At 59.9% G+C, this 12,880-nt stretch carries 13 protein-coding genes; 6 read left to right on the forward strand and 7 right to left on the reverse strand.

The window, feature by feature from the left end:
* The first annotated feature begins 40 nt into the window (after positions 1–40).
* Positions 41–1,273: a serine hydroxymethyltransferase gene (gene glyA / locus MRUB_RS14630; protein WP_013015155.1), complete on the forward strand. Its 1,233-nt coding sequence runs from the start codon at positions 41–43 to the stop codon at positions 1,271–1,273.
* On the opposite strand, the gene MRUB_RS14635 is transcribed toward glyA, so the two are convergent.
* Both MRUB_RS14635 and MRUB_RS14640 read right to left on the reverse strand, forming a co-directional pair.
* Positions 1,270–1,953: a putative 2OG-Fe(II) oxygenase gene (locus tag MRUB_RS14635; RefSeq protein ID WP_013015156.1), complete on the reverse strand. Its 684-nt coding sequence runs from the start codon at positions 1,951–1,953 to the stop codon at positions 1,270–1,272. The genes glyA and MRUB_RS14635 overlap by 4 nt on opposite strands.
* A gap of 19 nt (positions 1,954–1,972) precedes the next feature.
* On the reverse strand, positions 1,973–2,215 hold the full coding sequence (locus MRUB_RS14640; RefSeq protein ID WP_013015157.1) for a hypothetical protein: 243 nt from the start codon (positions 2,213–2,215) through the stop codon (positions 1,973–1,975).
* A gap of 72 nt (positions 2,216–2,287) precedes the next feature.
* Here MRUB_RS14640 and gabT point away from each other — a divergent pair, with 72 nt between their 5' ends.
* Positions 2,288–3,592 (forward strand): 4-aminobutyrate--2-oxoglutarate transaminase, encoded by a 1,305-nt coding sequence (gene gabT, locus MRUB_RS14645; RefSeq protein WP_013015158.1) that lies wholly within the window; start codon positions 2,288–2,290, stop codon positions 3,590–3,592.
* A 270-nt stretch (positions 3,593–3,862) separates the two neighbouring features.
* Here the strand turns inward: gabT and MRUB_RS14650 are convergent, their stop codons facing one another.
* The 3 genes from MRUB_RS14650 to MRUB_RS15850 are packed head-to-tail and all read right to left on the reverse strand — an operon-like array spanning position 3,863 to position 6,302.
* Positions 3,863–4,426: a hypothetical protein gene (locus MRUB_RS14650; RefSeq protein ID WP_013015159.1), complete on the reverse strand. Its 564-nt coding sequence runs from the start codon at positions 4,424–4,426 to the stop codon at positions 3,863–3,865.
* Positions 4,427–4,435: 9 nt separating this feature from the next.
* Complete coding sequence (locus MRUB_RS14655; protein WP_241476943.1) at positions 4,436–5,680, reverse strand: hypothetical protein; 1,245 nt, start codon at positions 5,678–5,680, stop codon at positions 4,436–4,438.
* Entirely contained in the window at positions 5,601–6,302 is a 702-nt protein-coding gene (locus MRUB_RS15850) for a hypothetical protein (protein ID WP_013015161.1), read from the reverse strand. Before MRUB_RS15850 ends, MRUB_RS14655 begins: the two co-directional genes overlap by 80 nt.
* A 267-nt stretch (positions 6,303–6,569) precedes the next feature.
* Here MRUB_RS15850 and MRUB_RS14665 point away from each other — a divergent pair, with 267 nt between their 5' ends.
* The 4 genes from MRUB_RS14665 to MRUB_RS14680 are packed head-to-tail and all read left to right on the forward strand — an operon-like array spanning position 6,570 to position 10,428.
* The gene (locus MRUB_RS14665) at positions 6,570–7,625 is read left to right on the forward strand and encodes an ABC transporter ATP-binding protein (RefSeq protein ID WP_013015162.1); all 1,056 of its coding nucleotides are present in this window, start codon (positions 6,570–6,572) and stop codon (positions 7,623–7,625) included.
* Positions 7,618–8,523 carry an ABC transporter permease gene (locus tag MRUB_RS14670; RefSeq protein ID WP_013015163.1) on the forward strand — a complete coding sequence of 302 codons (906 nt, stop codon included), beginning with the start codon at positions 7,618–7,620 and terminating at the stop codon, positions 8,521–8,523. Before MRUB_RS14665 ends, MRUB_RS14670 begins: the two co-directional genes overlap by 8 nt.
* Positions 8,524–8,581: 58 nt before the next feature.
* The gene (locus MRUB_RS14675) at positions 8,582–9,367 is read left to right on the forward strand and encodes an ABC transporter permease (protein WP_013015164.1); all 786 of its coding nucleotides are present in this window, start codon (positions 8,582–8,584) and stop codon (positions 9,365–9,367) included.
* A gap of 35 nt (positions 9,368–9,402) precedes the next feature.
* Positions 9,403–10,428 (forward strand): polyamine ABC transporter substrate-binding protein, encoded by a 1,026-nt coding sequence (locus MRUB_RS14680; RefSeq protein WP_013015165.1) that lies wholly within the window; start codon positions 9,403–9,405, stop codon positions 10,426–10,428.
* A 56-nt stretch (positions 10,429–10,484) separates the two neighbouring features.
* Here MRUB_RS14680 and MRUB_RS14685 read toward each other — a convergent pair whose 3' ends face one another.
* Together MRUB_RS14685 and MRUB_RS15675 are read right to left on the reverse strand one after the other, a co-directional pair.
* Positions 10,485–11,513 carry a hypothetical protein gene (locus tag MRUB_RS14685; RefSeq protein ID WP_013015166.1) on the reverse strand — a complete coding sequence of 343 codons (1,029 nt, stop codon included), beginning with the start codon at positions 11,511–11,513 and terminating at the stop codon, positions 10,485–10,487.
* A gap of 1,205 nt (positions 11,514–12,718) precedes the next feature.
* Positions 12,719–12,874 (reverse strand): type II toxin-antitoxin system Phd/YefM family antitoxin, encoded by a 156-nt coding sequence (locus MRUB_RS15675; RefSeq protein WP_152024907.1) that lies wholly within the window; start codon positions 12,872–12,874, stop codon positions 12,719–12,721.
* Between the last annotated feature and the right edge of the window lie 6 nt (positions 12,875–12,880).

Here is a 12,880-nt window from a genome sequence, read left to right on the forward strand (position 1 = left end):
CCGGATTTAGCGGGCGTTTTGATATTGCTATACTTGGGGCGTGATCAAGGCGCCCGAAACCCCTCCCCGCGACGAGCTGGTCTTCGACCTGATCCGCCAGGAAGAAGCGCGCCAGCGCAACGGCCTCGAGCTCATTGCCTCGGAAAACTTCACCTCGGCCCAGGTGCGCGAAGCCGTGGGTAGCGTGCTCACCAACAAGTACGCCGAAGGCTACCCCGGCAAGCGCTGGTACGGCGGCTGCGAGGTGGTGGATCAGGTGGAAGCCCTGGCCATCGAGCGGGCCAAGCAGCTTTTTGGGGCGGCCTGGGCCAACGTGCAGCCCCACTCCGGCTCCAGCGCCAACATCGCGGTTTACACGGCCTTGCTCAAGCCCGGCGATACCGTGCTGGGCATGGATCTGTCGCACGGCGGCCACCTCACCCACGGCTCCCCGGTCAACTTTTCCGGCCTCAACTACAAGGTGATCGGGTACAAGGTGCGCCCGGAGGATGAGCTGCTGCACATGGAGGACGTGCGGGCCCTGGCCCTCGAGCACAAACCCAAAATGATTATCTGCGGGGCCAGCGCCTACAGCCGCATCCTCGACTTCAAGGCCTTCCGCGAGATCGCCGACGAGGTGGGGGCCTACCTGATGGCCGACATCGCCCACATCGCGGGGCTGGTGGCGGCGGGCCTGCACCCCTCCCCCCTGCCCTATGCCCACATCGTGACCTCCACCACCCACAAAACCTTGCGCGGGCCGCGTTCCGGCCTGCTTCTGAGCAACGACCTCGAGGTCGCCGCCATCCTCGATCGCTCCATCTTCCCTGGCACCCAGGGGGGGCCTCTGGAGCACGTGATCGCCGGTAAGGCGGTGGCCTTCTGGGAGGCCTTGCAGCCTTCGTTTAAAACCTACTCAGCCCAGATCATCAAAAACGCCCAGACCCTGGCCGCCGAGCTACAAAAGCGCGGCTACCGCATCGTCTCGGGCGGCACCGACAACCACCTCTTCGTGGTGGATCTGCGCCCCCAGGGCCTCAACGGTAGCAAGGCCACCAGGTTGCTCGACGCCGTGCACATCACCATCTCCAAGAGCACCCTGCCCTACGACACCGAGAAAATCATCCACGGCGGCGGTATCCGCATCGGCACCCCGGCCATCACCACCCGCGGCATGACCGAAGAACACATGCCCATCATCGCCGACCTGATCGACCGGGCCCTGAAGGGCGAAGACCCCGAAAAGCTCAGAGCCGAGGTCAAGGCCTTCGCCTCGCAGTTCCCGCTGCCCTAGTGAAAGCCGTACTCGAAGGCCTTGTCGCCCTGCTCGCCGTGCACCTGGGCGTTGAAGGAGATAATCACCCGGTCGCGCTCGCCGTCGTAGGGCATGGCCTTGTGCAGTAGCCAGCTTGGGAAGACCACCAGCACCCCTTCCTCGGGGGTTACGTCGAAGGTGGACTGCTGGAGGTAGGCGTTGCCCATGTCCATGTGGGCCCCGCCCAGCAGGTTGAGGTGCTGGGCGTAAAAGCGGGTAATGCCGTTGAGCGCCCCCAGCACCGGGTGCTGCCGCCGCTGCTGGACAGGGTCGAGCTGCAGGTAGTAAACCCCCGACCACGAGCAGTTGCCGTGGTTGTGGATGTCGTGGAAGCCGTAGCGGTTTTGAATCTGGAACCAGGCCCCCACGATCTCCATACGCAGGTTTTTGACCCCGGCCTGCTGCCAGATGGCCCCATTCAGGGTGCGGGCAATTTCGAAGACCGCGTCGGAGATAAAGCCAAACAAAGCCTGCAAGGCCGGGTGGTTGTAGCGCACCAGGATGTCGTCCGAGCTGCTGTAGACGGTTCCCTGCAAGCCCTGCGCACCCAGTTCGCGGTAGAAGAGGCGGAGGAGTTCCGGGTTCACCGCTGCGGCCTCCTCAAACCTACGAACCAGGATGGGTGTGGGCCAGAGCATCTGCACCGGGGATGTGTTCATAAAGACACCTCACCCCAATCTAAGGCCTGAGGCTCAGCAGGTACAAAAGCACCACCAGCCCAAGCTGCAGCCCCACCAGCAAGCCCAGCCAGCGGCCATGCCCCACCCATACCGCCACCCAGGCCAGGAACATCAGGGCGATCAGGGCCCACTGGGCCAGGTTCTGTACCCGGTAGCCGAGCGAGAAAAGGTAGGCGGTAAAGTAGACCAGGAAACCCGTCCAAAAGAGCAGGCCCAGGGTTTGCAGGGCTTTGGTGAGCATGGCGCAATTCTACACGGGGTACACAAGGCCTGTCTGGGGGTTTAGACTTTAGGAAGCGTCTGGAGGAAGCCTATGACCCAAACCCCATCCAAAAACCAAGCCCTCATCGAGCGGCGGCACAAAATTGTCCCCCGCGGCGTCTCGCAGGTGCACCCCATCGTGGTGGCCCGCGCCGAGGGCGGCAAAATCTGGGATGTGGACGGCAACGAGTACCTGGACTGGTTTGGCGGCATCGGGGTGCTGAACGTGGGGCACAACCACCCCAGGGTGGTGGAAGCGGTGGAAAAGCAACTGCGCCGCTACCTGCATACCTGCTTTCCTGGAGCAGCCTACGAGCCCTACATCGAGCTGGCCGAGCGGCTGGCGGCCACCGCGCCCATCTCCGGTGACAAGAAAGCCTTCTTTCTGAATACCGGCGTGGAGGCCACCGAGAACGCCATCAAGATTGCCCGCTCCTTTACCAACCGGCCCGGCGTGATCGCCTTCCGTGGTAGCTTCCACGGGCGCACCCTGATGGGCATGACCCTGACCGGCAAATCCAACCCCTACCGCCAGAACTTTGGCCCCTTCGCCCCCGAGGTCTACCACGCCCCCTACCCCAACGAGTACCACGGGATCGACACCCGCAAAGCCCTGGACGGCCTGCACGAGGTCTTCGATACCCAGATTCAGCCCGAGCGGGTGGCCGCGGTCATCATCGAGCCGCAGCTGGGCGAAGGCGGTTTTGTACCAGCCCCCAAGCCCTTCCTCAAGGCCCTGCGGAGCCTGACCCAGAAGCACGGCATCGTCTTCATTGACGACGAAGTACAGACCGGCATCGGCCGTACCGGCAAATTCTGGGCCATCGAGCACGCCGAGGTGGAGCCCGACCTGATCTGCTTCGCCAAGAGCATCGGCGGCGGGCTGCCCATCGGGGGGGTGCTGGGCAAGGCCGAGATTATGGACGCACCCGCGGTGGGCGGGCTGGGCAGCACCTTTGGGGGCAACCCCCTGGCCTGCGCCGCCGCGCTGGCCGTGCTGGACATCTTCGAGCAGGAAAACCTGCTGGAAAAAGCCCAGAAGCTGGGCGAGCTATTGCACGAGGGCTTCCGCAAAATTCAGGCCCGCTTCCCCCAGGCAGTGGGTGATGTGCGCGGCCTGGGGCCCATGATCGCCATGGAGCTGGTCAAGGATCCCAGCAGCAAGAGCCCCGACCCGCAGCTCACCAACCGGCTGCTCGAGGTCGCCCGCGAAAAGGGCCTGCTTCTGTTCAAGGCCGGGATGCACGCCAACGTGATCCGCTGCCTGGTGCCCCTGGTGGTGAGTGAGGCCGAGGCCCGCAAGGGCCTGGAGATTCTGGAGGCCAGCCTCGAGCAGGCCCTGAACGAAGCCAGATAATTCTAGTCGCAGAAACAGGTTATCGCACTCTTCACAGCCGTTGCCTCCCGGACGGGAGGCAACTGTGCTGTGCAGGACTTAGCAATCAAGCTGTGATACGCATTTCGGCAGTATCGTTCACTTCGGCAAGCCTAAACGATACTACCGAAATGCTTTTCTACTCCCTTCGGTCGGCTTGAATCCTTCACCTCTGACTGCGTCCAACGGTGAAGGATTCAAGCGAAAACGGTATGAGTGGCTCAATGTTTGTGAAGAGCGCTCTATACGGCGTCAAGGCCCGAGATCGGGGAAGCCATACTGCAAAACCCGCAGTTTGCTGGGAGCATCGGAGTCTTCCAGAATTACAAACACCCAATCGAAAGAGTTGCTAGCATACTCCAAAAGGGGAGCATTGCCGCACTGCAACTTGAGGAAAGGAAGCCTATTACTGTTATAACGGGGCATATACGTAAATCGGTAGAAACCCCTCCACTCTTCTTGCGGCGGCAGCGGGAGGTCGAGAACTTCCTCCCGCAAGGGGCTGGTGGCAGGCCGGTTCATCTGGAACCGAACCGCCGAATAGCCTCCCTCAACTCTTGGGTCAGGCTCCCATTCAGCAGGAACCTCCTCTTCGTTGTGCTCCCGGTAGTTTCCCGGATTGAACAAAAGGATGCGAGAAAAAAGGTAACCATTATCCCCCGGCGCCACACGCACCTCGATCTGGATGCCCTCCGGGCACAGGGTCGGGTTTTCCGGAAAGTAGAACAGAACTGGTGCAATTGGTGCGGGAGCAGGGAATGGACAGCCGGAGAGCAGCGGCAGGAGTACCAGTAGGGCTAATTTGAGCAATCTCATATACTCACCTCAGTCACGCGGCCCGTCCCCAGGAGGTGGGGTTGGGTTATCGCCAGGGTTAGAAGCTGTTGGGTTGTAAAGCCGATAGGCCGCAAAGGACATATCGTAGTAGTCGCTCAGAAAAACAACGTTGCTGTTATTCCAGTAATCCACATCACCGGTGCGGGCGTGGTATGGGAGGTCGGTTCTATTACTGATATTGACAACGGCATAGTTCGCCGACCAGTCCCAGTACTCCAGAATTTTGAACTTTTTGGCCAGCGCAAAGTGGCCGTTTCCGAAGCGAACGCCGTTCACAATAAGCGGAATTGAGTTATCGGTCTGATAGCCCACAATGGCCGGCATCTCACTGCCCTGAGGTGCGCCAATAGAGGCCTTGAGGATACCATTCACCCCCCAGGTAGCCTGTGACCAGGACACAAAATTCAGAATTGGCGGCAGGATTATAGAAAGGCTGAGAAAGTCAATGTCCCGCGACCACACCCCGGTCAGTCGCTCGGGCCAGTTGTTGTCGGCCAGCCAAGCATTTCCTCCGTTAAGTAGTCCTGAAAAGCTGGTGCTGGTCTGACCTGCAAAGTGCGAGGAGCCCATTTTCTCCGGCAGCCAGGCCGCATATACATCCCGTGTAACTCCATTGATGTATTTTTCACCCACTCGAATCGGCCAAAAGACCATCTGCATGAATTTTTCTTGCTCGGATTTGGTTGCGGCACTACTTACCGTTACTGTAGCCCCGTGTGGGGTTAGGTTGTTGTTTGGAAGGCGAATCTCACGGCTGTTCCCAAGTTTGCCCGCGGCCCTGCTCCAGTCCAACAAGCGGGCCACCGACATGGCCCCACAGCCCACAAGGTATTGTCCACCCGCATACTGGTCACCCGTGATCAGGCCCCGGGAAACTGGGCTGGGGTAGTCGTAGTCACCCCACACGCCCGTCCCTTGCTGGCTGGGCGCGGCCAGCGGGTTGCTGTAGTTCTGGTTTGGATTTTCCCGCCAACCAATATACGAACTTATCCACTGGTAGTTTCCGAAGTCGAGATCCCTAAGTAAATTCAGCTCACCTTCTACGACCCTAACAGTACATGACCATAAAAACCAGCTCACGCATTCGTTTCTGGTTGTGACCTGGCTACTAACGCCGTCTTTGAAAAACTGGCTACCAATGTGCATGGCAGGGTCATTGGTCGCACTCGAGGTCGTAGGCCAGGGCACGCCGTTGGGTGACTCGTCCAATAGTCGCTTCCAGCGTTTCGCCATTTCTCTTTGGAATATCCCCTTGCTCAACGCTGCTGGCAATCGCCGCAAAATTCTTTTTAATTGCGTCGGTTTCACTCGCGGAGAGGCGGTTTCCTTTAGCGTCCAACCATTCCTGGCCCCTGACCGCATACAGGCCATTCCCGTACTTAACCAACCGGCACTCACCACAGGTTTGATGAACAGATTTGAAGACCTCGACTGGAAAAAGGCTGCTATGGAAGGTTCGATTGGTTGCAGCGCCGGTCAAGTAAACCAAACTGTCATTTTTTGCGTTGCTTACAGATTGCCAAAAGCTGCTGGGGCGCTCACCGTCCACTATCAAATTGGCCCAGAAAGCCGGACGCATAAGCGGATCATGAATAAGGGTAGACACAATCCATTTGTTCTGAACAGTTTGGGGGGTCAAATTTAGATCGTCTTTCGAAGCATTTACAGCGAGTGCTTGCCCGATGTATGCCGGAACCGCTTCATAGGTCAAAGTATCCTGTACACAGCTTGCTTGTTGAGACCCACACGCCACCAGCAACAAAACTAGCCCAACGACCAACGACCAAAAGACGAAACACACATGGCTGAATGCACCTCCATAGTCCAGGCTACATTTTGGGGTAGCCAGAATCATCGTAGGTTAGTGCTTTGAGTTGAGTCAATAGCAAATATTTTATTTACATTAAGTACAAATTTATTGCTCCCTAGTCCAAGCCGTAATGCAGTACTACGGTCATTAGTGCCAGACGCTCTCTGACACTGCTACGACAGCATCCTTTACTCTTCCTGGGCTTTCCCCAAGGTTGGTGGCTTCTGCCCTCAGATGTCTGGCCTCGGCAACTGCACACATAACCCAAACGGTTCAAAAGCCCAGCCTCTTTTGGTACGCTATGCGCCAACCATGACCGCCACCATACGGCCCCCGGCCACGGGGGAGTCCCTTTCCATACAGAACGTGGTCAAAAAATTCGGCGACTTTACCGCGCTGGGCGGGGTGAGCCTCGAGGTGCCTGCGGGCCAGTTCTTCACCCTTTTGGGGCCCTCGGGCTGCGGCAAAACCACCCTGCTGCGGATTATCGCCGGCCTCGAGGTGCCCACCGAGGGCCGGGTGGTGCTGATGGGCCAGGATCTCACCCCCCTCCCGGCCAACCGGCGCCCGGTCAACACCGTGTTTCAGAGCTACGCCCTGTTCCCGCACCTTACCGTGCGGGAAAACATCGCCTTTGGCCTCAAGAGCCGCCGCATGGACAGGCTCGAGGTGGAACGGCGGGTAAGGTACGGGCTGGAGATGCTCCAGCTCGAGCCCTTCGCCGAGCGGCTGCCGCACCAGCTCTCGGGGGGGCAGCGTCAGCGGGTGGCCCTGGCCCGGGCCCTGGTCAACGAACCGCAGGTGCTCCTGCTGGACGAGCCCATGAGTGCCCTCGACGCCAAACTCAGGGCCGAGGTGCAGGTGCAGCTCCGGCGGCTCCAGCAGCAGTTGGGCCTGACCTTTATCCTGGTCACCCACGACCAGGACGAGGCCATGGCGGTCTCGGATCGCATCGCCCTCATGCGGATGGGCCACCTCGAGCAGGTCGGTACCCCCGACGAGGTCTACGAGCGGCCCCGCACCCGCTACGCCGCCGAGTTCCTGGGGGCGGCCAACCTGATCCAGGGCAAGCGGCTCCCCATGGGCTTCGAGGCCCCCTTTGGCAAGCTGGCCCTGGGCCAGACCCCACCCTGGGACGAGGGCTATGTGGCCATCCGGCCCGAACGGGTGCGGCTATCCGAGGTAGAACCCCGGCAGAACGGCCTCCGGGTGCGGGTGCGCGAGGCGGTCTACCGCGGGGCTTATCAGGAAGCCTGGCTCGAGCCCTGCGATATCCGGGTGCGCACCGCCCCCCACCCCACCCTGCAGGCCGGGCAGGAACTCTGGGCCGAGCTACCTGTAGATGCCTTGGTGGTGCTGGATGAATAGGCGCATGGTCTGGTTCGGCGAGCTGACCACCCCGGCCCAGCTCTACCGCCGGGGGCTGTGGTTCTTGCTGCCCGCCGCCATCTGGATTCTGGGCTTGCTGGTAATTCCGGGCCTCTCGCTGGTGGCCCTCTCCTTTGCCGAGCGGGGGCCGTACGGCGAGGTGGTCTGGAACTTCAGCCTGGAAAACTACCGCCGCCTTCTGGGCTATGGCATCTTCGGCTGGAGCCCCGACACCATCCTGATTCTGCTGCGAAGCCTCTGGGTGGCCTTGGTGACCACCCTTATCTGCATCGTGCTGGCCTACCCCCTGGCCTTCTTCATTGCCAGCCGCCCCCCCCGCACCCGCTATCTCTGGCTGGCCCTGGTCATCATCCCCTTCTGGACCAACCTGGTCATCCGCACCTACGCCTGGCAGATGCTCCTGGCCCCCGATTTTCCCTTCGCCAAACTGGCCCAGGCCCTGGGCCTGCTGGCCCCCGACAGCGGCCTCTACCCCAGCCCACTGGCGGTTTATATTGGCATGATTACGGCTTTTTTACCCTTTGTGGTGATGCCGCTCTTCTCCAGCGTGGAGCGGCTGGACTGGAGCCTGGTGGAGGCCGCCCAGGACCTCTACGCCAGCCGCATCCGCACCTTCTTCCAGGCCATCTGGCCCCAGACCCTGCCGGGCCTCACGGTGGGCATCATCCTGACCTTTATCCCGGCCATGGGCATGTTCGTGATCCCCGACCTGCTGGGCGGGGCCAAGTACCTGCTGGTGGGCAACCTGATCCAGCAGCAGTTTTACGCCAGCCGCGACTGGCCCTATGGGGCCGCGGTCAGCCTGGGCCTGATGGTCATGACCCTGATTGGGCTGGCCATCTACCGCCGCCGGGGAAAGGACGTGGACCTGGTATGACCCCGGCGCGCGCCGCACCCCCAAACCGACCTGGCTTGCAAAGGCACGGGAGGGCTTCATGCGCCTGAACCCCCTCATCAGCAGCGCGGCCCTGGCCACCCTGGCCTTTCTGTACCTGCCCATGCTGGCGGTGGCGGTGCTCTCGTTTAACAAAACCCGCTACGGCCTGCAGTGGTCGGGCTTTACCTGGGACTGGTATGCGCGGCTCTTCAGCAACCCGGACATCCTCGAGGCCGCCCGCAACACCTTCGTGCTGGCGCTGGTCTCTACCCTCATCGCCACGGTGCTGGGCACGCTTTTTGCCATCGCCCTGGAGCGCTACCCCTGGCCCCGGCGCAGCCAGGGCTTCCTGGAGAACCTGCTCTACCTGCCGGTGGTCACCCCCGACATCATCTTCGCGGTGGCCCTGGTGGTGGCCTTTGGGGCCTTCCGGGCGGTCTCGAGCCTCTTCGAGCCCGGCCTCTTCACCATGGTGCTGGGCCACGTCACCTTCCAGATTGCTTTTGTGGCCCTCACGGTGCGCAGCCGCCTCAAAAGCCTGGGCCACGAGCTCGACGAGGCCGCCCGCGACCTCTACGCCAGCTACGGCTACTACGTGCGCCGCGTCCTGCTGCCCCTGCTCACCCCTGGCATCGTGGCCGGGGCCATGCTGGCCTTCACCCTCTCCCTCGACGACTTCGTGATTAGCTTCTTCACCGCCGGCCCCACCTCGCAAACCCTGCCCCTGCTCATCTACGCCTCGGTGCGGCGGGGCGTCACCCCCGAGATTCACGCCCTCTCCACCCTGATTTTCCTGGTTACGGTGCTCCTGGTGCTGGCCTCCGAGCGCCTTACACGGCGCTGAAAACTACGGTAAACTAGCGCCAACCGGGAGGAAGCATGAAACGCCTGTTTGCCCTCTGCCTGCTGGCTCTGTCCTTGGCCCTAGCCCAGCCCCGCGAGATGCGGCTTTTTATCTGGTCGGAGTACATGGACCCGGCCATCATCAAAGCTTTTGAGCAAAAGTTCAACCTGCGGGTGCGCATTGACCTCTACGAGTCCAACGAGGACATGCTGGCCAAGCTCCAGGCCGGGGGGGTCTCGCAGTACGACGTCATCGTACCGGGCGACTACATCATCCCCACCCTGATCCAGCTCAAGCTGATCCAGCCTCTCGACAAGAGCAAAATCCCCAACCTGAAAAACCTCGACCCCAAGTTTGCCAACCCGCCCTTCGACCCCGGCAACCGCTACAGCGCGGCCTACCAGTGGGGCATGTCGGGCATCATGTACCGCAAAGACCGCGTCCCCACCCCCACCAGTTGGGGCGTGATTCTGGGGCCCGGGGCCGATAAGCCCTTTGTGCTGATGGACTCCATCCGCGAGATGCTGGGGGCGGCGCTGCGCTTCCAGGGCAAGTCCATCAACACCCGGAACCCCGCCGAGGTGCGGGCCGCCGGCCAGGTGCTTCTCTCTGCCAAGAAAAACCCCCGCTTCCTGGGCTTTGAAGGCGGCGTGGGGGCCAAGAACCGCCTGGTCGCCGGTACGGCCACCTACGCGGTGGTCTACAACGGCGACGCCCTCAAGGCCGCCGACGAGAACAAGAACGTGGGCTTTGTGGTGCCCAGGGAAGGGGCCGCGTTATTCCTGGACAACATGGCCATCCCCGCCCGTGCCTCCAACCCCGAGGCCGCCCACCAGTTCATCAACTTTATTCTGGACGCCAAAATTGGGGCCCAACTCTCCAACTACAACCGCTACGCCACCCCCAACAAGGCCGCCCTGCCCTTCATCAACCCCGCAGACCGCAAGAACCCGGCCATCTACCCCGATGCCGCCACCATGCAGAAGCTCGAGTTCGTGCTCGACCTGGGCAAAGACACCCGCCTCTACGATGAGGTCTGGACGGCCGTCAAGAGCCGGTGAAACCCGCTCCCTGACCAAGGGGCTCGCTCACCGTTAGACCTGCACCATCGGAGCCCCTACCGGGTGGGTTGTCCTCCCCTGAAGACGGATTCATCCATCACTTCCGGGGGGTCGAAGACCAGCTCGAGCATCTCCGACCGAACCATGGTTTTGCTTCCCACCACCCCACGGTAGTAGAGTAGCAACCCCGATTCCATATCTATCGCCAGCTCATAGTAATCGCACACCAGCCACCAGTCGTCCGGCGCACCCCACCAGTCCACCCAGAGCATCTCATCCTGTTCCTCAATGGTGCGGGGCACACCCCGAACCAGCACCGCAGGCCGACCCAGGTGGCTACACTCTCCAAGAACCTCGAGCTTCAAATCCAGGGCCAAGGGCCTCAGATAGTGGTGCTCGTTGACAATGGTCAGGTTAGGGTGTCGGGCCCGCACATTTACCGGGTCGCAGTAAAAGGCATCCACCCCGTCCTTGCTCTCACAGCGGCTAAGATTCTTGAGATTTACAGCACTCTGAGGCAACGTATATACCACATCAAGAACAGGTTGGAGTATGCGATCCACTGCCTCTCGAGTACGCTCATCCCATGCGGCTGTTTCTTCTCCAGTGCCCGGTCGCGTTCCCCCTGACCTAATCGCCGCCAGTAGCTTCTCTATTTCAGATAATTTTGCTTCTAGAATAAGCTCTTCCCTGCGTTTATGAACTTCCTTCTTCCTCGGATAGCCCTGCTCATCAAAATACCTTTGCAGATCTTTGTAGAATGCCTCGTCTATATCGCGTTGTAAACCTGGGTCATAGGTTGCATACGACCGGGATTTTGTCCGGTAGCCCACCTTTGGCTTCCACCAGAACTGGCTCTCTATCACAAGATTACCTTGTGGCTTAAGAAAAAACTCGAGCTTCCCAACCCCCTCTTCTGCCCGGTACGGCGTGATCTTGTCGTGATCCCTGGGCAGCCGGGCCTTGGTAACCGCCCACAGGCCCACGTCCTGCTCCCAGCGAATCTTGTAGTACACACCGCTGGCTCTGTTGAGCGGAGGGGTGATCATCCGGAGGAGCACGTCCTGAAGCGTGAACTTGGTCATCGTATTTATCTGGACTGATTGCCTAGCGTAGAAATCGAATCATCTGGTGGTGGATCTACAGGTGGGGGGCTTGGCGGTTCAGACACCTTCTCGCAGCTGTCAACTTTGAGTGTCGTAAAGTTTTCCGGATAAATAGGTATGGGCCAATTGAATATTTTTGGCGCCTTTCGGTATACATATCCGACAGCAAGGTATCTAGAGCGGGGTATGCAATTCGCAAAAACATAGGCCGTTGAGCGACTCCAAGTAGCAATCTGTTCTCCTCCTGAGATGTTACCCGGTCGTATATGTTCCGTCTCAGCAACCTTTACCCACTGGTTGAAGATTCTGGGCGGATTATCAATCCTATACAGCTGCAAAACTAAACGATACTGCATCCCCGGCACTGGCGGTGTGGTTACACACGAACCCCCAGCCTTGGCTTTGATAACGGTATTCGAGTCAATTGTTGTTATGTGAGGATGATCCAATTTCAACTCAGAACAATCCGTTCTAGCGCGAACAACTTGTTGGGTTTCCACCTGGTCTTCAACATTGAGCAGAATCTCCTCTCCAATAAGAGAGCCGGCGCCTTCATCAACCACTATCCTGCTGTCTTCGTGATTGGAATCAGGTGCGGAATCATTTCTTCCGCACGCCGCCAGCAACAGAACTAGCCCAACGACCAACGACCAAAAAATAAATCACGCATAGCTGAATACACCTCCATAGTCCAGGCTACATTTTGGCAGCCTGGTTTAGTTTAGGTCGGAGCGGTGTTTTTTGGCAATCTACTAAGCACTAAATATACTTGGTTTATTTTGTAATGAACCCCTTGACTTTTGTTTGAGACAGTGCAGTTTCAGAAAATGACCTGAGCCCTCCACGGTTGTTCAACGGGCAAGTCTGCCCTGACGGGGCTTGCAGGTTTGAGAGAGGGTGGTTTGTGGGCAGTTGGGTTCCCAACACCCTCCCGAGCTTCGTCCCGAACCATCAGAGCCCCTACCGGGTGGGTTGTCCTCCCCTAAACGAAGACTCCTTCTCGTCGTTACACCCTCGAGCCCGCAGGCAAACACACCAGGCCCTCGTCTCGTGCAGCCTGCCGCAGCCGCTCATCGTAGGCAGTAGAGCACAGCCACGCTTTTCCCTTTGGCCTTTGCAACGGGTTTGCGGGCTCTGAGCTTGCGGCCAGACCAGGCCAGAAGACCCAGTTCGGACAGGCTCTTCTAGGCTTCCCTGGGTTCCTCTGGCATGAGAAGCAGACGGGCTACGGGGTGTCCTCGATCGGTAATCTCGAGAGCGGCACCCTCCGCAACTTCGCGCAGGTAACGGCTTAGATGGGCTTTTAGAACTCGGATGCCCACCGTTTTAGTGCGGGACATGGCCCT

This window comes from Meiothermus ruber DSM 1279 (genome assembly GCF_000024425.1).
Taxonomy (GTDB): domain Bacteria; phylum Deinococcota; class Deinococci; order Deinococcales; family Thermaceae; genus Meiothermus; species Meiothermus ruber.